21 protein-coding genes are annotated in these 22280 nt (G+C 60.4%); 15 read left to right on the plus strand and 6 right to left on the minus strand.

The annotated features are described in order from the left end of the window. Positions 1–7: 7 nt before the first annotated feature. From AC1DJW_RS19245 to AC1DJW_RS19305, 13 genes are all read left to right on the plus strand, one after another. Positions 8–2545, plus strand: coding sequence for an ATP-binding protein (locus AC1DJW_RS19245; RefSeq protein WP_476902219.1), 2538 nt, complete (start codon positions 8–10; stop codon positions 2543–2545). Continuing rightward, positions 2542–4608 (plus strand): hypothetical protein, encoded by a 2067-nt coding sequence (locus AC1DJW_RS19250; protein ID WP_476902220.1) that lies wholly within the window; start codon positions 2542–2544, stop codon positions 4606–4608. The genes AC1DJW_RS19245 and AC1DJW_RS19250 overlap by 4 nt, the downstream gene beginning before the upstream one ends. Positions 4609–4625: 17 nt before the next feature. Continuing rightward, positions 4626–6182: a peptidoglycan DD-metalloendopeptidase family protein gene (locus AC1DJW_RS19255; RefSeq protein ID WP_476902221.1), complete on the plus strand. Its 1557-nt coding sequence runs from the start codon at positions 4626–4628 to the stop codon at positions 6180–6182. 8 nt (positions 6183–6190) lie between these two features. Beyond that, complete coding sequence (locus AC1DJW_RS19260) at positions 6191–6853, plus strand: hypothetical protein (protein ID WP_476902222.1); 663 nt, start codon at positions 6191–6193, stop codon at positions 6851–6853. A 450-nt stretch (positions 6854–7303) separates the two neighbouring features. Continuing rightward, positions 7304–7975 carry a type IV toxin-antitoxin system AbiEi family antitoxin domain-containing protein gene (locus AC1DJW_RS19265; RefSeq protein WP_476902223.1) on the plus strand — a complete coding sequence of 224 codons (672 nt, stop codon included), beginning with the start codon at positions 7304–7306 and terminating at the stop codon, positions 7973–7975. A gap of 544 nt (positions 7976–8519) precedes the next feature. Further along, positions 8520–9134 carry a hypothetical protein gene (locus tag AC1DJW_RS19270; protein WP_476902224.1) on the plus strand — a complete coding sequence of 205 codons (615 nt, stop codon included), beginning with the start codon at positions 8520–8522 and terminating at the stop codon, positions 9132–9134. Between the two features lie 353 nt (positions 9135–9487). Then, positions 9488–11593 carry a type IV secretory system conjugative DNA transfer family protein gene (locus AC1DJW_RS19275; RefSeq protein WP_476902225.1) on the plus strand — a complete coding sequence of 702 codons (2106 nt, stop codon included), beginning with the start codon at positions 9488–9490 and terminating at the stop codon, positions 11591–11593. Between the two features lie 11 nt (positions 11594–11604). Next, positions 11605–11898 (plus strand): hypothetical protein, encoded by a 294-nt coding sequence (locus AC1DJW_RS19280; protein WP_476902226.1) that lies wholly within the window; start codon positions 11605–11607, stop codon positions 11896–11898. A gap of 828 nt (positions 11899–12726) precedes the next feature. Continuing rightward, a complete protein-coding gene (locus AC1DJW_RS19285; protein ID WP_476902227.1) occupies positions 12727–13137 on the plus strand; it encodes a hypothetical protein in 411 nt (136 codons plus the stop codon). 51 nt (positions 13138–13188) lie between these two features. Further along, complete coding sequence (locus AC1DJW_RS19290) at positions 13189–13458, plus strand: hypothetical protein (protein WP_476902228.1); 270 nt, start codon at positions 13189–13191, stop codon at positions 13456–13458. Positions 13459–13568: 110 nt separating this feature from the next. Further along, entirely contained in the window at positions 13569–14006 is a 438-nt protein-coding gene (locus tag AC1DJW_RS19295) for a hypothetical protein (RefSeq protein WP_476902229.1), read from the plus strand. Between the two features lie 1409 nt (positions 14007–15415). Continuing rightward, the gene (locus tag AC1DJW_RS19300) at positions 15416–15982 is read left to right on the plus strand and encodes a hypothetical protein (protein ID WP_476902230.1); all 567 of its coding nucleotides are present in this window, start codon (positions 15416–15418) and stop codon (positions 15980–15982) included. 89 nt (positions 15983–16071) lie between these two features. Then, complete coding sequence (locus AC1DJW_RS19305) at positions 16072–16380, plus strand: hypothetical protein (RefSeq protein ID WP_476902231.1); 309 nt, start codon at positions 16072–16074, stop codon at positions 16378–16380. A gap of 45 nt (positions 16381–16425) precedes the next feature. On the opposite strand, the gene AC1DJW_RS19310 is transcribed toward AC1DJW_RS19305, so the two are convergent. The 6 genes from AC1DJW_RS19310 to AC1DJW_RS19335 all read right to left on the minus strand — a co-directional run bounded on the left by AC1DJW_RS19310 (position 16426) and on the right by AC1DJW_RS19335 (position 20156). Continuing rightward, positions 16426–17184, minus strand: a complete 759-nt coding sequence (locus tag AC1DJW_RS19310; protein WP_476902232.1) for an SOS response-associated peptidase — start codon at positions 17182–17184, stop codon at positions 16426–16428. A gap of 142 nt (positions 17185–17326) precedes the next feature. After that, on the minus strand, positions 17327–17689 hold the full coding sequence (locus tag AC1DJW_RS19315) for a hypothetical protein (protein ID WP_476902233.1): 363 nt from the start codon (positions 17687–17689) through the stop codon (positions 17327–17329). Positions 17690–17813: 124 nt separating this feature from the next. Next, on the minus strand, positions 17814–17939 hold the full coding sequence (locus AC1DJW_RS19320; protein ID WP_476902234.1) for a hypothetical protein: 126 nt from the start codon (positions 17937–17939) through the stop codon (positions 17814–17816). A gap of 335 nt (positions 17940–18274) precedes the next feature. Continuing rightward, positions 18275–18424 (minus strand): hypothetical protein, encoded by a 150-nt coding sequence (locus AC1DJW_RS19325; RefSeq protein WP_476902235.1) that lies wholly within the window; start codon positions 18422–18424, stop codon positions 18275–18277. A gap of 9 nt (positions 18425–18433) precedes the next feature. Next, a complete protein-coding gene (locus AC1DJW_RS19330) occupies positions 18434–19732 on the minus strand; it encodes a Y-family DNA polymerase (protein WP_476902236.1) in 1299 nt (432 codons plus the stop codon). Then, the gene (locus tag AC1DJW_RS19335) at positions 19725–20156 is read right to left on the minus strand and encodes a LexA family protein (RefSeq protein WP_476902237.1); all 432 of its coding nucleotides are present in this window, start codon (positions 20154–20156) and stop codon (positions 19725–19727) included. The genes AC1DJW_RS19330 and AC1DJW_RS19335 overlap by 8 nt, the downstream gene beginning before the upstream one ends. A gap of 163 nt (positions 20157–20319) precedes the next feature. Here AC1DJW_RS19335 and AC1DJW_RS19340 point away from each other — a divergent pair, with 163 nt between their 5' ends. Further along, entirely contained in the window at positions 20320–21366 is a 1047-nt protein-coding gene (locus AC1DJW_RS19340) for a DUF4238 domain-containing protein (protein ID WP_476902238.1), read from the plus strand. 264 nt (positions 21367–21630) lie between these two features. After that, a complete protein-coding gene (locus tag AC1DJW_RS19345; protein WP_476902239.1) occupies positions 21631–22227 on the plus strand; it encodes a helix-turn-helix domain-containing protein in 597 nt (198 codons plus the stop codon). Positions 22228–22280 lie beyond the last annotated feature (53 nt).

Below are 22280 nucleotides of genomic sequence, written 5' to 3' on the forward strand. Positions count from 1 at the left end.
GAACTGCATGCACCGCATCCCATTCACATCCCTGGCCGGCAACCTGATGTGGACCACGCATGGGGTGATCTGGGCAATGTGGCGCCTCGATCCACTCGCCTACGGGTACGGCAAAATCGACTCCAAAATGCTCGTCAAAGCCGTACACCAGGCCATGTACCAGTCTCTGACCGGGGAGTCACTGCTTCTTGGACTCAGCGCCAACCTTGATCCTGCCGTCGTCATAGAGAACATGATGGACGGCGTTCCAATGGACCGCTGCCCTGAGTACCTCACAGAGGTGGAGCTGACCCTGGAGGAACTCGAAAACGAGCCTGTGGGCACACGCGCTTTCTGGCTTGCGGCCCCGGTCGCGGATCTGGGCATCAAGCAGGCAATCGAGACCAAACTGCACGCGGCCGACGCCACTATCCGACGGCAGCTTGCCCTTCCACGCAGGGTCCCGCGACGGAAGGAAATCGCTCATGCCTTCGCCGCTGCGCAGCAGATCAAGAACGCCATCCCACGTGAATTCCAGGCACAGCCGGCAACACCGGAGGAGCTGGACTGGATCAACGACCACATGCAGCGTCGCGGACTCAGTCTCGACGTGGCCGTCCCGGAACCCAAGCCCGCGGCACAACCGCCGCGGATCGTTTCCGGCACGCTGCTCTCCGAGCCGTGGATCGATGAAGGAGGGCAGTCCGACCAGGCATCGGCCGCGGCCCGTGTGGTGCCTTTCAAACGCCGCTACCTGAAAGTCGGTCACCTCGAAAGCGAGACCGACTCCTACCAGGTACTGATGGCAATGACGGGGACGCCACAGGGCGGATTCGTGTTCCCCGGTGTTGAGTTCATCAAGACCATCGATGACCTGCCTGTCGATGCCGACTTCGCCATCCGGATGACGATCCAGAAGGCCGAAAAAGCCAAGCAGCGCAATGCCCAGGCCGAATCGACCCTCAACGACCAGTACGACCAGCAAAGCGGACAGAGCAACCCGATTACCGGCAGCACCAACGACCTGGACGACATCGCCCGGACACTCGCCGAATACCAGGTCTCACTCAACCAGTCCGAGAGTGAGGTCGAAGTCCAGGCAACAACCATCATCGCCGTCGGCGCGGACAACCCGGACGACGCGAAGGCGAAGGCCAAATTCATCACGGACTTCTACAAGCGGAAAGAATTCAAATTCGAGGCTCCGCTCGGAGGACAGGAGGACCTCTGGTGGGCCATGCTCCCCGGGATCCCCGCGTCCAGACTGGTCAACGAACTCGCCCAGATCACCACCGGCCGGGAATTCGCCATGGGAGTGCCGGTCGTCTCAAACGCCGTGGGCGAAGCCAACGGATTCATGATCGCTTACAACATCTCTTCCGGGCGTCGTTCACCGGTGCTGATGAACATCGGCGGGAACATGGAACGTGACCTGTCCGGTTCGTTTGGTGCCACCGGAGAGAACGGATCCGGCAAGTCGACGTTCCTCAAAACGGTTGCCGGGCACACCTTTGACCGGGACGGTCTGCTGGTTGTCGTTGACCGCTCAGACAACCAGGAATGGGCGACGTTTGCACGGTCACTGAATCAAGACAGGACCTCCGTCGTTGACCTGATGGCGCCAAAGTACTCCATGGATCCTCTGCGGATCTTCGGGCCCAAGGTCGGATCGCGTATGGTGAAATCCCTCTTCGCGCAGCTTTTCGGCATCCAGACCATGAGCGACGACGGATCCCTGGTCGGTTCCCTCCTTGAGCCCACATACATGATCGAACATGCTCTTACGTCGCTCCCGAAGCTCCTGGCCCACATGGAGGGCGACGAGGGAATTCCCGCCCGAAACCGGGATGTGTGCGAACGGATGGCCAGGCGGCTGAAGAACATCTCCAGCATCGACCTGGGAGACGTCCTTTTCAACGAGGATCTGCCGGCGCTCTCCATGGACTCCCAGGCCGTGGTGTTCTGCACCCACGGCCTGGACTTACCGACCAAGGACGAGCTCTTCAACGAATCGTTGAAGAAGGAAATGAGCCTGGAGAAGATCTTCGGGCGGGCCATGTATGCGCTGCTGGCTGGTATCGGCAAGACCATCTGCTTCGCGGACGATTCCCGCGAGGCCCTGATGATCGTCGATGAATGCCACCACATGACCGGGTCCCCGGAAGGGGAGCGGGAGCTCATCGATTTCATCCGCTACGGACGCAAACACAAAGCGGGGCTTGGCTTGGGAAGCCACGATGCAATCCATGACTTCGGATCCGAAGTACTGCGTGGCCTGATACCTCAGCGCTTCGTGTTCAGGAACCGTGATGAGCAACTGGCCAGGAACAACCTGAAATGGTTTGCCTCCATGGACACCGACGAGTGGGTCGACACCGTCACCAAGCATCTCTCGCCTCAGGGCGCGGAAGGGGTGCCCATGGAGCGGCGGGGTGAATGCCTCTTCCGTGATGCCCGAAATCGGATCGCCACGATCAAGGTACAGGTGCCGCGCGAGGCGCGCCGGGCCAAAGCCGTCCTGACGACCCCGCCGAAAGTAATCCGACAAGAGGAGATGGTGGCGTGACCAGGCTCCTGTCCCTCGTCAACCGCCCGGCAGTGTTCCGGGTCAACATCTTTGTCCTGATCGGTGCCGAGGTCCGGTTCTGGCTCTACCAGCACCCGGCAGTCCGGCGAACGTGCAGCGTGCTCTTCCTCTGGGCTGTCCTCATCCATGCTGGCGCCACCGCGGCCTTCGCGGCCGACGGCACCGGCCAATCTTCGGGCCTGTTCATGCCCACCACAGGAATCCATGACACCCACGGAATCCCGATCGAGAAGTACATGACCCTGCCGTTGGACCGCGGCGACGTCTGGACCCCTCAGAAGATGTGGGTCACCTCCATCCTGGACACCCTCTGGGTAGGGCACATCTTCTACATCGCCTTGCTCTTCGCCATGGTGAAATTCCTGCTGGCCTTTGAATGGATCGACTTCATCGCCACGCCCCTGAACGCAATAGCTGTCTCCTTCCAGGCCCTGGTCACGCAGGTCTACTGGATCCCGTTTGCCCTCATGGTGACCGCCTTCGTCGCGGGCATCTACATGTTGAGGGGCAAATTCTCTTCAGGACTGATCGAATGTGTCGTGGCCGTCGTCATCGCCATCGCAGCCACAGGCGTCCTGGCCAACCCCGTCGCAACCATCACCGGCCCAGACGGGTTCCTGAACAAAGCCAAAATCTGGGGCGGCGAGATCTCCGTCGCCATCACAACAGATCAACCACCCTGCCTGCCCGGAGGTAACTGCAGAAGGCCCGAGACCGACACAACCATGTCCCCGGACAAAGTGCTTGCAGAAAACGTCATCGCCCAGCTGATGGACACCTATGTCAGGGTTCCTGCTCAAACCGTGACCTTCGGGCACGTCCTGACCGGCAACTGTGACACCGTCTTCGACAAAAACTTCGCCGACCGCAACCCCGTCAACGTTTCCGAAACCAACGTCCGGGACAGGGTCGGAGAGTGCGACAAGGACGCCAAGGAATACGTCCAGTCACCGGTGATCACCAAGGTCGGGGTGATGGCCAACATCCAGGCCGGCAGCTTCTTCATGACCATACTGATCCTTGGCCTGTCCCTGTACATCATCAGCTCGGTGTTCTCCTCGCTCTGGAACGGCCTCAAAGCCATGTTCGGATCCCTCTGGGCGATCCTTCCCGCAACCTCAAGAACAGGGCTCTGGCGTTCGATCATCGGAATGTATACCGGCTCTGTCATGATCATCGCCGCTCTGGTACTTCTGGCCGGCTACCTGAAAGTACTGGTGTACATCAGTGCCGTCATGAGCCGGTTCGGGATCGTGCTGCAGATGTCCTTCGTCAATATCGCCGTCCTGATTTTCCTCATCGCTTTGTGGCGGATGCATCGCCGGGCCAAGAAGGCAGGTGAGAGCCTGGCACAGCGCCTCGGGAAGCTGGGCATCGGAAGCGCTGATGAAAAGCCCCGGAGCCAACCGATCAAGAAGATCATCGACCGTGCCGAGCCATGGGTCCGTGATGCCTGGCGCGACGCGCGCCTGGCCAAGAAACTCAACAAGGGCTCGCAGCCGCAACCGCAGTCCGGGATGCCGTGGGGTCCTGGGGGCCAGGGCACGTTCACGGACCTGGGTGAGAAAGTCCCCGGCAGGCCGGCGCTCGGATCCCGCGTCATTCCGGCCCTGACGGCCGGTCCCGGCCCAGGTCCGGCCGGAGGCCCCCCGGCTCTGCCCCCGGGGCCCGGCGGCGGAGACGGTAGCGGGTCCGGCGGCAACGGTTCCTTTGCAGCGAAAACGGCGGCAGGCCTCGATCTCATCAGCACCGCGTCCCAGTTCATCCCCCACCCGGCTGCCAAGGCCATCGGAACAGCCGCCAAGATCGGCTCCGCAGCGGCCCGCACCAAAGCAGCCCTCGAAGCTCCATCGGGCCAACCGGCTAAAGGTTCCCGACGCATTGCTGTGGACTCACGCGGCAACGGAACAGTCACCAGACCTCTCGAAGGCACCATCATCGACGCCTCGCCGACACCTGCAGCACCCCGCAGCATCCGCTCGGCCGAGCTCTCGGCAAAGCTCGCCCAGATGCGCTCGGCAACAGCAGTACCCAGCAGGTGAAAGGGGCAGCCGTCGCCGTGACCGCGGTAGCCGCTGCGGCCGCACTATTCATTGGCCTTGCCTTCCTCAGCGGGGGAGCGTTCTTCATGTCCGGATCCGGCGCCATCCTCGCCCGAGGCGGATCCGGAACCGGTAGCGGACAATGTGTATCCCCGGACGTGTCCGGAGGGTACGCGAATCCTCTGGTCGGGCAACTGACCTCAGGTTTCGGCCCCCGCCCCAACCCCTTCGGTGCAGGGGTCATCCCGGACGGATTCACGAGCGAATCCGAACTCACCTTCCACGCCGGACAGGACATCGCCGGGGTTCCCGAGCGGACGCCCTTCTACGCCGCCAGCGGCGGGACCGTCCGAAAGGTCGACTACGGCGGAAGCGCCGGCGGCAACGGCATCATCATCGATGCCGGAAACAACACCGAATTCTGGTACTGGCATGCCGCCGACGGCACCTCCAAAGTCAAAGTCGGGCAGACCGTCAAAGCCGGTGATGAGCTGGCCGGCGTCGGACAAACAGGGGCCGCAACAGCCCCCCACCTTCATTTCGAAATCCACGTCAACGGCAAACCCGTCGACCCACTCGCCTACATGAAAGCCCGGGGCATCACCGTCGGTGTCGGCGGGTCCTCAGGCAACACCACTGCAGGCGAAACGATGCCCGCGACGCTGGCTGTAGGCGCCCTCACGGCCAAAGGTCCCAGCGGTGCGCCCATCACGTTCAGCTCAGATCAAATGAATCTGGTGTCCATCATCGTCACCGAAGGGAAGAAAGCCGGAGTGCCGAACAACGGGCTCCTCATCGCGCTCATGGTCGCCCTTCAGGAATCAGGCATCAACACCTATGCAAACTCAAACGTCCCTGACTCCCTGAACTACCCCCATATGAGAGTCGGCAGTGACCACGACTCCATCAACGCCTTCCAGCAACGCCCAGAGGCAAGATGGGGGACCGTCAAAGAACTCATGGACCCCGTCTATGCGGCAAAGGCGTTCTACGGCGGCAAGGAAGGTCCCAACAACGGATCTCCCCGGGGCCTCCTGGACATCCCCGGGTGGGAACAACTGAGCCTCTCCGAAGCGGCCCAGACGGTCCAGGTCTCCGCCTTCCCGGACGCCTACGGAAAATGGCAAAACACCGCACAGCAGCTTCTGGAGTCCGCCGGCGGCGCCACCCCCACCCAATGCACCCCCGGGGCTGACCAGCCCATCACTGCCGCCGACAACACCAACACCCGCACCAAAATCATCGCAGCCGCCAAGCAAGGGCTCGGCGGAAGCTACGTCTGGGGTGGAACCACTTTCAAGGCCTGGGACTGTTCCGGTTACGTCCAATGGATCTACGACCAAGCCGGCATCAAACTCCCCAGGGTCAACCAATGGACCGTCGGCACCAAAACCACCAACCCCCAGCCCGGCGATCTCGTCGTGCAGCGCAAGGGCGGTCCCGAGCATTGGGAGCACGTCGGGATCTACGCAGGCAACGGACAGATGTACAGTGCGCTCAATCCAAGAGACGGCACCCTCCTGCACACCACCACCTGGGAACAAGACACCGAGTACTTCAAGCTCCTCAAGTAAGGCCACCCATGAACAAACACAGCCTCATCACCGGTTGCATTGTCGCTGCCGCGGCGGCCCTCGCCGCGTTGGGTATCTGGTTGATCCAGACCAGCCAACCCGGCCACGACCGGCCTTCCATCCGTCTGGAACAACCATCGGCAACACCCTCCCCCTCACCATCGGGAAGACGGCCGGAATCACCGGAAACACAAGGAACAACGGCCACTGATCCAGACCCATCCACGGCAGCTGACGGTGGCCTGAGCCCGGCCCATGTGTCGGAGCTGGACGCCGCGGCCACGGCATTCGTCGCTTCCTACCACCGGCGTTCATTCGAGGATGCCGGCGCATCATCGTGGCTGGCTGGAGCTGTCACCAACTGCACACCGGAGATGGCCCGGGATCTGAAAGCGAGGTTCTCCGGCGACGGAGGATTACAGTGGACCCGTTTCGTTGAGGGCCGCTCATTGACCGAAGCGAGGGTGCTGCGAACGAAGCCTGAACGGACCGACCAGTACGCCGCCGGAAAAGCCACGATGATCGTCGACTACACCGTCACCACCCAGAGCCAGGATCCGATGATCGCGGCCACAGACATCCCATATGTGCGAAGCGTCGAGTTGATCAAGGTCGGGGACCAGTGGAAGGTCGCATCCATGTCGAACCTCTCGGGAGAACCGACGGCGTAAGGGGATCTGTACAAGCACGACGAGGCGGGGCTCTTGAAGCCCCGCCTTTTTAGTGCCATACGTCAAACCACAAGTAAGCAGGAAGGCAAGCCGTAGACCATGCCGGAAGCAAGGTTGGAAACAGAGCTTGGAGCCATGCCACATCGCTGGAAGGAAATCAGACCTGACATCAGACGGGAAGAGCTGATGGAAGCAAAGCGGGGGCGTCCCATTGGAAGGCAAACGTGGGGATCAACAGTCTGGATCACTTCTCTTGATTCAGGGTCTCGAGTTTTACCCTCGCCCGCACGACTCCGTCATACAGTCGAGGGTAAAACTTGGGACCAAATGGAATCGCCCGGATATCGAAACAACGACAAGGCATTCTTTGAAGCAGTGGCCACACACAGGCGCGGGAGATCTGATTGACGAAGAACAACATTTGTATCTACGGTCGATACAATCGTTGTAGTGAGTGCGGAAACGATGGCCGCTCTAGGCCGAATCGCAGAGCAACGCTGGGGCCTGGTCACGACCGCCCAAGCCGATGACGCAGGCATCTCACGTATGCAACTCTCCCGCCTCGCAGCGGCCGGGGCTCTCAGCAGGGTGATGCAGGGTGTCTACCGGATGGCCGGAGCACCAGAGCTCGAGCACGAACCCATAATCGCCACTTGGCTTGCCCTAGGCGGGGACAAAACCCAGAAGACACCGGCAGTCGCGCCAGGCCTCGTTGTCGCGGGCATCGACGCGACCATCCTGCACGGCATCGGAGACTTTTTTCCCGAAGGACACGACCTCATCGCCCCTTCACGCAAAGCGACCCGGCTGCCCGGGGTCAGAATCAAAATCAGGTCACTTTCTCCCGAGGAAGTGACCTTTGTCGAGGCCCTCCCGACTCTCACCATCGAACGCACAATCGCTGACCTAATGGAGTCCTGGATGGACAGATCCCTCGTCGCCGACGTCGTCCGCGACGCCATCGTCCAAGGCCGGCTGGTACGTCCTGAAAGCCTCGTGAAACACCTTTCGCCGTCTGCGGTCGCCAACGGCTACCCACGCGGCGACGGTATGTCCCTTGCGCAGGAGCTTTTCGACCTGGCCCACGTGGAGCCTGCTGGTTGGGTGCAGAACGTCTTCTGAGGGCCGGCTACAGATCCTGGACGGAGACCTTGTCACGTGCTTTCCGCACGGGCGTCAGGTTGCAATCCAGATTCGCCCAGCACCTACCTTCCTTGCACACCCTCATCAGTCTCTCGCCCCTCAGATGGCTGTTGCAGCACGAAAGGAAACCGGGACATGAACACGAGCAGCACCGCGAAATTCAAGACACGTGAGCAGCTGGCCTTTGAGGATGAGGAACCATGCCCGCACGGCCAGCGAGCCGGGATCGTAACCAACCAGCCAGAAGGATACGACGGAACCCAGCCCCATTGCTCCGTCACCGTCTGCCCCGACCCGTCATGCAGGGCCATGGGATACGTGCATCGCGTTACAGGGCAACATGCCACTTACGTCTCAGACAGCAATCGAAGGAAGCAGCCGTGACCACCGAAGCAGGGCGCAGCATGGGCTGGTCATGTGTGGAAAGTCTGCGTCCGTAGTTCAAACCCCTATTTTGTAATCCTGTTCCTGTCCGTACCTACCCCATGTACACGTGCAACCGCGAGTACAAGGGGAAGGCATCATGGGACTGGTCGACCAACTGGAGCATCGGCGAAATACGCCCAGCATCAAGCACCAGGCGCCGGGAGCCGGCAACGAGTGGGCTCTCACCCGGAGTGAGCTAACCCGTGCTCTGGACGTTGGGCCCAGTCTTGTGGATCGGCTGGAGAGCGCAGGCTATTTTGCCAGGGGGCATACCGTCTTCGCCCAGATCCAGTGGATGCTGAATGCCACCAAGGTCACCTGCAAAGGCAAACTGCCCCTGGCCCAAACCCCTGCCCGGGCGTTGCCGGACTCTCAACAACTGGACGACGCAAGATGGGCATCGCAATATTTCGGGCCGTGGCCCAACCGCGGATTCCCTTATGACGAAGTCAGTACCGGAAAGATCCTCGCGGTCGGCACAGGAACATTCATCACCGGTGCCCTGCGTATCCACGAACTGACCCCTGGTCCCGGATCGACCCTTTTCCTCACCGGTCACACCATTGCCAGGCTCCGCCCGCCCAAAACGGGACAAACAACGCCATCCATCACAGTCGATCCAGACGAGCCCGAGCACGTTCAGGCATGGCTCGGGGAGCTAGTCGGGAGCCGATACACGCCCAGACGTGGTGGATCACTCGCCCTCATCTAGACTCACCAACCACGACAGGAGAAGGCCATCATGGCCAGTGGCAACACTGAATCACCGTACAAGTACCAACGGCAGCAAAGCTTCTACCCAGAACAACTGAGCCTCCCGTTTCAGTGGCTAAGGCGGAATAGCAGGATCCCGATAAGAGCTGCGCGCTGTCTTCTGGAATGCGACTGCTTGACCATTCGATCCGCAGCAAAAAGCTCCCGTCGACAGATCCCGCCCACACGTTCTGTAGATGCACTTGCGAGTGAATTCGATGCCACCACCTGGCCTGATGCCGTTCCCCACCGGTTGGTTGTCGGAACCGAAGCTGGACCAGGCAAAACCGTGTCCTTCTTCGGGAGGAACAAATGACATCTACATTTATGCGCCCGCAAACGAGCGAACCGCCCGGGGCCCACCTGCCGGCACCACGCAATCCATGGACACCGGTAATTCTCCTGTGCGTTCTCCTGGGCGTAATTGGGTCATGCCTTCTCTGGATCCAGGAAAACACCGTCGTCGCGATCCTCACATCTGCTATTGCCGGGCTCGCGACAGCAGCCTCAACGGTCGCGGCCATGAAGTGCACCCGCAGACAGTACGTCGTCGACAACGCGGTTGAAGCGCTCGCTCCAAACCTTGGAGTCAGGGTTGTGTCTCGCAGCCTGGTCAGAGCATCAAGATGGAAAGGAGGGTTCACCGGATACCCGGAAAAGGTCTCTATCCGCTACGGACGGACCATCAACGATCACGACGGGGTTTGGCGCGCGAAGCTGGTCGACATTGTCGACAGGAACTTCGACGGAACCTACAAGGTCGAGGCACACAACCGCCACCGCAAGCACCTCAAGCTACGCCTGGACATCGCGGAAATGGAGAAGGAATCCTCCAAAACAGCCGACGCTCTCAGGGCCGAAAGCGTCATCCAGGAACTCTTCGGCAAAGACACCCGCATAGACACAACTGAAGACGACGAAGGCATCAAGTCCATCGAGGTCACCGGAATACCCAGCGCAAAGCTTTCCATTGGCTCCCGACGTTCAGGGGTCGAACGAGTCATCGCCGCAACGCTGCCCGGACGGCTCAAGGCAGTGTGGGATCTTCAACACTCACGCGTTGAATTCAACCGCCGTATCCCCCTGCCGACCATGATCCGGCCGCCCGAGGAACACTCGCCGCTCGCCCTTGACCACAAGGTGTACACCGATTTCAAGGTCCCTCTTGCCGTGGCAGAGGAGGATGAGCTCCTCGAATGGTGGGTAGCAGTCCAGGCCCACCTTATGGTCGTCGGTGGTACCGGGTCGGGTAAGACCGTCCTCCTTCACGGGGTTACGCAGCGGCTAACGCAGGCGGGATGGCGAACATGGATCGTTGACGGCAAGCGCATTGAGTTCATTGGCTTCCGCGGATGGCCGAACGTCGAGCTTGTCGCAGCCCGTGTCGAGCATCAGGTTCGGGCCATCCTTGCTGCTCACGAGCTCATGGAAGAGCGGTACAGCCTGGTTGAAGTCGGGCAGGCCAGCCTTGCCGATTTCGAGCCTCTCCTTCTGGTCATCGACGAACTGACCACGTTCCTGAAGAGAACTGAACGGTGGTGGAAGAAGGTCAAGCCAAAGGGTGCCCCGGTTAAGCCCCCGATCTTGGAGCTCATCGCGGACATCGCCCGGCTTGGCCGATCCGCAAAGATCCACATGATCGTGGGCCTCCAACGACCGGACGTTGAATTCGTCGGAGGTGAAATGCGCGACAACTTCGGCGCCCGCGTATCGATGGGCCGGCTCTCGCCACAAGGCGCCATGATGATGTGGGACTCGGCAGCCATCGGCGTTTCCATCCCGCGCACCGCCAGGGGACGTGCCATCTGTCTGGACAACAAATCGCGGCCGGTGGAAGCACAAACATTCTTCTCTCCCAACCCTGACCCCAATTCACCAGGCTTCGACCAAGACTTCGTCGATTCCGTACGACCGCACACCACCTTCTACTCCCGGAAGATGGTTGAAGTTCTCGAACCCAAGGAAGACCTCGACGGCGAAACCGTACCGTTGACCTTTGACGACTACGCAGCGGCCGAAATCATTGAGTACGACGCAGAGTATGAGAAGCTCCACGCGCACATCCCGTCCGCTGACCACAACCGCAAGGGCCCAAGTGCCAGGGCAACGGTTCAGCCTCTCGCCCTGGCGGTCGACGAAACCGAACCAGAAACCGAAGAGGAATCCGATGCCGAGGATCCCTTCAACGGATATGGCCCTGAGGCATACACCGGCCCCGAAGACCTGAACCCGGGGGATCTGTTCCTCATTGACGAGACTCTCGGCCAGTGGGGTGTCGTCGAATCGGTTGAGCCCGACTACAGAGACGACTCCGTCATGACCATCGACTACCGAGACTTTGAATCCGGCGAACCCGAAACAATCATGCTGAGCTCCGATTCCGCCCTGACCGCACGACGTCCGTCCCCGATCGACTAAGGAGCACAAACATGAGCAACAACGGAAGCAGCGACGAACTGACCCCGGACCAGATGACCCTTATTGGTCTGGGCTTCCTCGCGCTTGCTATGGGAATCATCCCGTTCGGGGCGATGTTTGAACCGGTCAAGGCGTGGCTGCTTTCCAGCCATGTCCTGGTACCGGCTGCCCAGGCGATGATTGAAATCCCTGGCACAGGCGCAGGCCTTGACCTGCCACGGATCGTCATCGCTGTCGCTGCCGTCGTCGGCATCATGGCAGGTGTCGTCTTCATCGTTCGCCGGAGAGGAGATCGCCCAGAGTAAACCGGGGGACATACCGAGGGCATCGGCGGCTGCAGTTGGTGGCCACCGGTGCCCTTCCGTGTGCCCGGAACGTCGCGATCGCAAATTCTCACTTCGTCTTACCTACACCCTGAGAGGCCCTTCGGATCAGGGGTCCTGGGCAGAAAGGGAGCGAAAGGCATGTGTCGAGCTAAGGGGACCGGTGCACGCCGGTGTCCAGGGTGCAACGGTTCGAAAGCACGGAACGCCCACAACGCACGACGTCGAGACAACCGGGCAGTCAAAAAGCAGATCCTTGCCTGGGCAGCTGGCCAGCCCGCCCACCAGGAGTTCGTCGGGTGGCTCAAAGGACTCGCTCCTGAAAGGGCCCAGGAATGGGCACGCCAGCAAGGCGCCCCCGCAGAGTTGCTGAACCCACCCGAAATCAATCCGCACGAAGGCGGTCCTGTCCTTGAGCAGTTGGCTCTCACAGACCGGTTCTGGGCCGGTCAGGATCTAACGCGGAGCATAGAGGCGCTGCAGGGGTTACAGGGCGGCCATGCAGCTGAATCCTCGCTTCTGGAAGGGGAACTCACAGGAACAATGCGGTTGGATGGTCACAGCGACGGATCCGACTACTCAGGGATCGATGGGCCGGTGAATGAAACCCGGATAACCTGCTTCGCGAACGGAGACATCGCGTTCCACAAACCTTTCTCGGGGTTGGATGACAGCTGTGCCGAAGACTACGGACACACATCGGCCCTTCAACCCGTACACGAGGCCACCGCATGGCACCTGGCCAACAGCCTCGGCCAAAGGTACGAGAAACTTGTGCCGCCCTGCGTGATCCGCGTTGTAGAGGGTCGAATGGGATCCCTCTCACAGGGTGTGCCTGGTGAGCTAGGAGACCCGACAGTAAAGAATCTGCGCGAAGAAGCTGACGACGCGGCCTTCTTCGACTGCCTGATCGGCCAGCAGGACCGGCATCTCGGTAATCTCCTCATCGACAACCCTTCAGGCAGACTGCACCTCATCGACCACGGATTCACCTTCGCAAGGCCCGGCGATGACCTCAACGCTTCGATGCTGATGTACTTCCGTATCCAGCGAGGAGGAATGGTGTTGAAGCCTTATGAGACAAAGGCGCTGCGCAACGTTCTCCGCTCCAAGGATCTGTTGGGACTCTCGCGTGTTCTTGAGTCGGCCCGGTCCGAGGCCTTCAGGTCACGGGCCTCACGGATGCTGGCCTCCGGACGGCTCCTGGATTACAAGGTCTAATATGTTAATATTGAATGAACATATTTTTATCCAGTCGAAGGAGGTGCAGAAATGATCGAGGTTCAATTCATGAAACCGACGGCGGACAGGCACGGAACCGAAACCGCGGCAGTCCTCGTCGTCCATGACGACGGCCGCCACACCTTCGCCGGCCAACTCACCGAGGCCATTCTGGACACGCCCATTCTCGACCGGGTGCACCCAGGCGGCACGATCCTCTTCCAAGAAGACCCGATTACATGGGCCAGGAACTGCCGAAAGGCCTTCCGCACCCCATACCTATTCCCTCGCATCACGCGCGACACTACAGACTCACTCTGACTTCGCCACCGGAGATACGATCCCAGCGCCGGCAACAGCGAAACTGCGAGCTAGCGACACGCCACACCTTTAGTACTAAAAACTGAGAGCTTGAATACTAGGCTGTCTCCATGGATGGAAAAAAGCAACGGAGAGCGCGTGGGTCTAACGGCACCCTGGTGCCGTTCCTGGTTGAGCTCGATCCAGCCGTCAAAAGGAAAGTGGACATCATCTCTGATGCCACGGGCATGTCTCAAGCGATGGTTGAGGAAAGAATCCTAGCCGATCTGCCTGATGTGGTCAGCGTCGGTGAGCTTGGATCCCCCCGGTCGTTCCGTGAGACCAGAGGGAAGCCGATTCCTCTGGCAAATAACATCTCTGAGGGTGCCAAGGCTAAAGTCGTCCGGCTGAAGAAGCTCAACGGCGCAGGAACGAGCATGGCCCAGGTCGTTGATTTCTATATCCGCAGGATCAAACTTTCCCCCGACGGTGTGCCTGTTTCGTGGACGCACCGCAATGCTGGCTCCGACATCCGCCACCAGGAGGCGTTGCCCATCACCGGCACTTAAAAACTGAGGGACGCGTTTGCGCGCGTCCCTCGAGAAATCTTCAGGATCCGAAGTGTTACCAGCACTTGTTTCCTGGTGCCTGAACCGATTACCAGTCGGTCCCAGCCAAATATTCAGCTTTTCAGACCCTCGCGAAAGGTGCCTTTTGTCATGCCATTGAAGGATGACCTGCGTTGATTATAGGCAAATCATCTTGCCCCCCGCCAGTGGGGACGTACCGTGTCGACGATACGACGGTTTCTGGCGCCCGTGATGACACTGTTTGGGCTGCCCTGGCCGAGGGCTTGGCGGGGCGCCCGAGGGTCCGAGTGTCGAGGGATAGAGGCAAGTCTTACCCTTCCCGCGTCGAAGCCTCGTTGACGGCATCCCGTCCGGTCAAACCGGCCGCGGTGATGGTCTATGGGTATGACGGCACGGCCCGAACGATCTTCTTTGACCTTGACGTTTCCCGCGGGGGAGGCGACCAGGTTTTGGAGGACCACCTCTGGCTTGTCCAGTGGCTCAACAAGCACAGCGCTGTGTGGGTAGAGGACGTCTCACCCTCGGGAGGCCGCCACATTTACGTACCTCTTACTCAGCCTGTTCCATTCACTGAAGCCCGGGCCTTGGTCGAGGCCATTGCCACGCACTGCCGTTCCCTGGACCCTAGCCCTCACCGCAGCGTCGCTTCCGGTTGTTGCCGTGTCCCTGGTAGCCGTCACAAGAGCGGCGGCGTCCAATCCTTAACCCAGGTTCTCGGCGAGGCCATCGAAGCGGTCACTCTTCGAAACGCCCCCCGGGTGTGGGATGCGTTGTGGACTTCTACTGAAGAGACCCGGGCTGTGATTGAGGCGGCTGAGTCAGCTGTAACTGCTGTGGATCCAGACGCGACGGCCGTCGCTGATGTGAAGGGCGGGTTGGGAGCTCGAATGCTCCTGATCGCCAGGGAAGGGCTGTGGGATTCCTCGAGGTACCCCACTGCATCTGAGGCCCGTATGGCCGTCATCGTTGCCGCTGCCCGATCGGGGTTCAGTATGACCCAAATCCAAGAGCGAATGCTCACGGGAGCATGGGCGGGCCTTGCAGGCCTGTATGCCAAGTACTCCCCAGGATCCAGGAAGAAGACCCTCACAAGAGAGTGGGCCAAGGCCTGTGAGCTCATTCAGAAGACCCCGGATTCGACGGGGTCAAGAAGTGTTCGTAATTCCGACACAAGCCTTATTAAGTCACAGCGGGGGGCGCCCTCCTGGCTGGAATCCTGGTATCAGCGAAGGGTCGCTCTGGAAGAGCAACTCCCCACTACCCGTGAGTCTCAAGTACTAAGAATGGTCCTGCGGGCGATTGAGGAAGCTGCCACCAAGAAAGATTCCCCAGAGATCAGCTTCGGTGTACGTTCTCTTGCCCTGTCCACGGGTATGCACCCTTCCACCGTGGCCAATCATTTGATCACCCTCGCGGCGATGCCGGATCCCCTGATCGTCCGGACAAAACGCGGACGCGGTACCGAGGCTGACACTTGGACCCTCACGGAATCACAAGATCACAGAAGTACCATGCTCCGGCCACGTCGCGTCTTCGCAGTACGGCCGGCCTTCAGGGAACTGGGCATCCCTGCGGCCCTTGTATACGAAGTCCTCGAGGAACTACGGGGGGAGAGCCTCGGCGTCCTGCAGGTCAGCCTGCGTGCCCGGATCAGCAGGACATCCGCGCACGAGGCACTGGAGACTCTCGCGAACTGGGGACTTGCCTCGCACACTCCTGGGAAAGGGTGGAGACAAGGAACTCAGTCTCTGGTGAGGGTGGCCGTCCTGGTTGGAGCGGATCAGGCAGCTGCAGAGCAACACCGGCTGCACAAGGCCCAACGGGCGGATTGGCGGTGTTGGCTGGCCAAGCTGACTCCGAAGCCGGCAACGTTGGCCAGTGAAGGCGACGAATACCCCTTCTGGTTGTTCGACCCTGGTCCGTCTTTGGATTTCGAGCGGGATCACACCGGATAGATAGTGCCATAAGCCAAGCCATACTCCGTGCCATAAGCAAAGTTGGAAGATTGGCTGCTTCCGCTGACTGAAGACCAGGCGACGGGCCTGTGGATCAGCGTCAGTTTCGCCGGAAGTGGGACACGCTCTCGTTTGAGCTGTTCCGGGCCTATGGCGGCAAAGACGACGAGCTGATCGAGAAGCTCCGGGAGCCTTTCCTGATGGGATGGCGGGCCGTGACACGCAACCTACTCGCGGACACCTTGGAGTCAGCCGGCATCAGGGTCTCTGCCCCGGCGCATCCATGGGGTGTCGCCACCCTTGAATGGGACGGACTGCGCTGCGAGCCCCTGCTGTGTTCGGTCGACGAGGAACTCCCGGATGCCTTGGAAGAAGCCGCCGTCTTTTCGATGAAGTGATGGCTTCCTACGAGGATTGCCTGGTGCAGCTGCTTCGCTCCTAGTTCAGACGACGGGATTGGCCACTGTTTCCAGGCGTTGCCGGCCGTCGTCGTCTTTGACGAGCTCGACGGGCCGGAGGTCCCAGTCTGCGGCGACGTCGTAAGCCTCGCCGCGCACCAGGTCCAGCAGGCCAAGGCCGTCTTTGTCCCGCGGATCCAGCCAGGCGTCGATCGTGCCGGCGGCAAGAGGGATCGGCAGCCGGTCATGCAGCGCTCCCAACTGCGCCAGGGCGGCCTGCCCGGAATCCATCGGAGGAGCAGGCATGGTCAGAATAGTGCAGGACAAAAACCAAGCATCCGGGCGCGACTCATCGTCCACGGCAGGGTTGCGCCGGGGCGCATACAGCCCGGCAAACGCGATGGTGCTGCCGTCGTCCGGAACGATCTCGTAGCGCTGCTTTGGGTCGGACTTTTTTGGCCCGGACTTCTTCCACTCCGCATAGCTGGCCGCCGGCACAGCCGCACGCCACCGCGGAACAGAGGCGCGGAATGTCGGTTTGTCGGTGACATCCTCGCCGCGGGCGTTGAAGGTGGCGAACTTGGATTCAAAAGCCTTCGCGAAGGTGGGAATGAGGCCCCAGCGGCCAACAGACAACTCCCGACGCACCGTGCCATCCTCACCGAGCCGGCCCTGCAGGAAAGGCACCTGCGTTGTGGGGCGCACGTCCAGATTCGGCGCCGGCTCCCGGACCCCGGCGCGCAGCTGCGCGCCGAACTCGATGCCCAGCTGGTTCAAATTGACGTTTGAGTAGCGACGGCACATGCAGATCCTCCTGGAGGGACTTCGTTGCACCGATCCTTTGGCAGCTTTACGGCTCCAATTGAAAGGAAGGTCCCGCCTGATGGGGGACCAGACGGGACGCTCCAACGATAACAAGGCACGCTGACAAATTGCAGGGTGCCTGTTATTCCGGGCGAGGGCGTTCGGCGAAGAAGTACGGCTCCAGGTTCAGTCCTGCCCGTTCCCGGTCATAGGCCCGAACCAGATGCTTGGCTGCCAACACCGACAACGGCCGGGGCAATTCCCTATGTGTGCGTTTTGAGCGCAGCCGTTCCAGTGCTCCGGTGCGCTGCCCGGTTTCTTTGTTGGTCCGCACGCCGACGTCGGTGGTGAGAATGCGGACGCCCTCGGGATCCCTGGCAATGAATCCCTCCAGCCCGAAGAACAGCTCCAGGGTCAGGTACGGGCTGTTCATCACCACTTTGGCGAGTTCCTGGGCGGGCGGGGTGAAATGCTCCAGATCGAGGTTGGGCCGCTTTTCTTCCATAAGTGATCCCTATCAGCTGCGAATGACATTTCACAGTCACGAGAGGTTGGTTGCCGCTGTGGTCTGAACGAGAAGCCGACCCACTCGCTGTTCTAGGCCGGGCTCCCCGTTCGATGGCTTCAGGTCAATGTCCGGACAGTTGCCATAGATCCAGACCCATCCGCGCCGCCGTCAGTACCAGCGCCGCAGCCGCGATCCAGACCCCGGCAATCTGCCAGACACTGGCTCGCGGCCGACGTTGATCATCCATGCTTCCCCTTCCCCTCGATCAGTGTGGGGAAACCATCCTAGAAGCCAGGAGGGACGGCCAGCCGGCCCGTGTTCGCAGCCCAGCTGCGTTGTACACCTGATAACCACAACCGCTTCGGCCACCTTGCCGCTGACTGTGTACAACCGGCGCCCGGGCGTCCACAGAAAAGTCCCGGCGCGCCGCCGGACCCGGGCGCGTCTCCGGATTCCGTGCCCCGGGCCTCGTACGCGCAGATACGTCCGCGCGGAATTAAAGGAGGCTGCGGAACCAAAGAATTTCCAGGCCTATGCTGAGGATTGCTCCGAACTCCCGGCTTGCTTAGGAATGAGCCTGGTTTAGTAGTGGTCTGTCCGGATCACGATCGCCCTGCTGCCCTGCGGAATCTGGGTCCGGGCCATGGCAAAAGCATCTTCGTAGGTGTCGGCGGTGCCGCTGACTTTGCTCTGTGCGCCGTCGCCGTCTTCGACTGTCAATGTAACTTCCACCAGAGCATCTTATGCGGCCTTCACGAGGGGCAGTTCGTCCCAGTGGGTGGTGTAGCGCGGGCTGAGCATGTCTCGTTTCATGGTCCAGTCCGGGCCGCCCTTGATGCCGGCGTGACCGAGCCCGATGGAGCCTCTGCCGTATCTGCCGGCCACTTGTTCCAATAGCGGGCCGATGCCGCGTTCTTCGTGAACGTTCTCGAAGATTTCCAGGGGTTTTTGGTTGCCACTGGGTCTTAGGTCGGTGACCATGATTCCGGCCCGGACGTATTTCACGCCATCGTGGATTCTGGGAATGAGGGCGTGGGCGGCTTTGGTGAGTATTACCGGGTCAGCGGTGGGCATAGGCAGCGCGATGCATACGGAGGGGTATGAGGTGTCGCCGGGGCTGTAGTGGGAGGTGCCGGCGAAGGCGGTGAGCACTTTGGCTTGCAGATCGTGTTTGGCCAGGCGGGCGCTGGCTTGTTGCGCGTAGACGCTCATGACTTGGCGCATGTCTGCCGCCATCGTGATCGGTTTGGAGAAGGACCGGGAGAAGATCAGCTGGTCACGGCCTATCCGTTCTTCCTCCATGGGGATGCAGGGGGTTCCCTGCAGCTCGAGGACGGTGCGCATCATTACCACCGAGAACTTGTCCCGGATGGCCACGGGATTCGTCTTGGACAGGTCAAGAATCGAGTAGATCCCCATCCCCGCCAAGCGTTTCGTGAGTCTGGTGGCGACGCCCCAGATCTCGCTCACGGACAGTCGGGACATGAGTGCTTCGCGTTCGGCCGCGGGCACGGATTCCCACCGGCACACGCCCTCGAAGACAGGGTTGTGTTTGGCCCATTTATTGCTGAGCTTGGCCAAGGTCTTAGTGGGGGCGATGCCCACGCAGACGGGCACGCCGACGTGCGTCCGGCAGGCGTCTTTCATGGCCCGGCCCAGGGCGAGCAGATCCTCTCCGGAGCCCTTGACCCCGAGGAAGCATTCATCGATGCTGTAGATCTCTTGCCAGGCGGAGTACCGGGCCAGGAGCTCCATGACACGGGCGCTGATCGATCCGTAAAGCTCGTAGTTGCTGGATCTCGCCACGAGTCCCCATTCCTTGGCCCTGGGGGCGAGTTTGAACCAGGGCTCTCCCAGCGCGATCCCGAGCTTCTTGGCCTCATCGGAGCGCGTCACCGCGCAGCCGTCGTTGTTGGAAAGGACGATCAGCGGGCGGTTTTCCAGGGAAGGATCGAAGATCCTTTCGGCTGAGGCGTAGAAGCAGTTGACGTCGATGTGTGCGATTTCCTGCATGCGGCGCATCACCGCGGTCCTAGACATAGTGAAGGCACCTGATCGCAACGCCCCAGATCCGAAGATCCGAAAGTTCGGGAACGCGGATCGGCGGGTACTTGGGGTTGTCGGCCTGCAGGATCACGCCGGCCACGGTGATCCGCAGCCGCTTGATGGTCATTTCGCCGTCGAGGATCGCCACCACCACGGACCCGTCCTTGGGCTCCAATGCCCTGTTCACGATGAGTTCGTCGCCGTCGCTGATGCCTCCCGGCTCCATGGAATCCCCGCACACCCTCACGATGAAGGTGCTGGTCTTGTCCTTGATCAGGTGCTCGTTCAGGTCGAGTTCGGAGAAAAAATAGTCTTGGCTCGGAGAAGGGTAGCCCGCGGGGACGGCCCCCGGGGCCACCAGGATGTGCCCCGGAGGCGCCCCCGCATTTATCATGCGAGGGTCCAAAGCAAGACTCATGACACGCCTTCTATAGAATTTTTGTTCTACTTCGATAGTAGAGCTTAGAACAGACATTCTATTTGACGGTTCCTGTCTGGTTTTTGGTTCCGGATCCCCACGGGTGACTGGGCGGTCCGGGAAAGTGCTTTGGGTGCAGACATCGAGGTATAGGGTTTCCGGCATGGGGTCACGTGAGGAATTTGAAGCTCTACTGAATGCACCGCCGGTGCCACTACTGTCGGAGGACCAACCCCCGGATCCAAAGGCATTACTGGCCGTTATTGAAGAGATCTCGTCGGAAATAGCCGAGAGTCGTGAAAGTGGTGTCCCTGCGGGCGGGCCTTCAAGGCAGCACGTTGTTTCTCGGTGCGTTTTGAAGAACTTCACTGGAACCACTGCGGAGGGTGTTAAGCTCGCCAGCGTCGATCTGGATAACGTGTCGAGAGATGGGTACTCGCCAAGTTTGAACGCCATCAAGGGTGCGGGAAGAGTCGATGACTATGTGACGTACGATCCCCTCGGGGCGGAGAAGCTCTGGGCTGTTGTCGAGGACTTGATTCCAGCGGCTATGCACGGCCTCGAAAGTGGACTGCCTGACAAGGATTCGGAGCGGGTTCTGCGCGCCGCTGTTGCTCTCCATTGGGTGCGGCGTCTAGGTACCCGGGACCTCTCAAAGGATGCTTTCCTTGAGGCGCTGGAGGAGGCGAGAAAGCCGGAATCAATTGAGGGAATCCTGAACGTCGCCGCTGCCATGGGCATCCCAACGGCTGGTAACACAGTCGAGTCCGTCCGTTCGGGACTCGACCTGATTGTGAACCTATACGACGAGGGTGTTCTATTCCGCTTGAGCTTGGACCGGCTATTCCGCGTTGCCTTACAGGCATCCCAGCTAGGCCGCTTCCACCTACTTGAAGCACCTGAGTCCACCAGCTTCATCGTGAGCGACCACCCCGTCGTAGTTCACGATATGGACGGGCAACATACACCGGATTTAGCGCTATTCGGGCTGCTGTCGATGGCAATGCCAGTTTCACCGCGCTACATGATTCAGATTTGTCGTGACGGGCAAGGTGATACCGCTCTTCGCAGGCTTCTCATGAGCGAAGAAGTCGAAGCGTGGAACCGTCTCCAAGTCGCTCAGGCGCGCAAATTCGTCATGTACCATCCCGACTCCGATTTCCAGGAGTTCGTTCGCGAGCACGCTGTGGATAGTTCAAGGCACGCCTGAGTGGCGACGACGTGAATCCCGCCAGGGCATTGCCGGCCCCGAGGCCGTCTGCCACTGAAAGAGGCAGCCGCCGTTGTGGCAGCGAAATGAGCTGCCTGCACATCAGCGGTCTGAAATAGGCGATCAGGAGAAAGACCCGCGGCCCCACCTGGTGACGGCCGCGGGTTGTATAGACACGAGGTCGGCGAGAGGCGCATGCCTGGAGTCTCGAATTGTAAACTAGCCCCCCTTGTTTATTGGGAAAAGGGGGGCTAGTTTTGAGTCATGAAAGAAGAAATCCTGCCGGCTAGATCGGTTGAACGATATGAAGTCAGTGTGTCCAGGCGTGGACCAGCGTGGATTGTCAGCCTGGGCGACAAAGAGGTCACCGTTTTCCCAAGGAAGAAATCGGTCACCGAGCTTGACATCCGGGACGCAGCGATTGAGCTGGTCATGGGCGCCTACAACCTTGAGGATGACGACTTTGAGCTGGATCTTGATGTTCAGCTCCCCGATGCCATCTATGAAGGATGGGTGGCATCTCAGATGATGATGAAGACCAGCCTGTCCTGGGCGGTAGCCGGCGCAACTTTCCGCAGACTCGCTGCCCTGCGCCTTGTTGACGAGGAGGGGTACAGCCAAGCTGAGGCCTCAATGGCGCTCGGACTTTCCACGCCTCGGATCCAGCAGCTTGTCAGTGAAGCTCGTGACATCACGAAGGGCAACAGCATAGAGTTCGCCTGGTGGATGGCCCAGGTGGATCGTGAGTGCTTGGAAACCACCGGACTGGCCCGGGAACAATATGCCGATTGCGACTTTGCCAGCCTGTTCGATCAAGGCGTTACCTCTTCGGAGGCTGCCCGAATTGCAATGACAAGTTGACCGGCACCTCGAGACTCGGGTGTAAACGAGGGCCTTGGGGATTTGCCTTTCAG

This window comes from Arthrobacter sp. 05L417 (assembly GCF_056397865.1).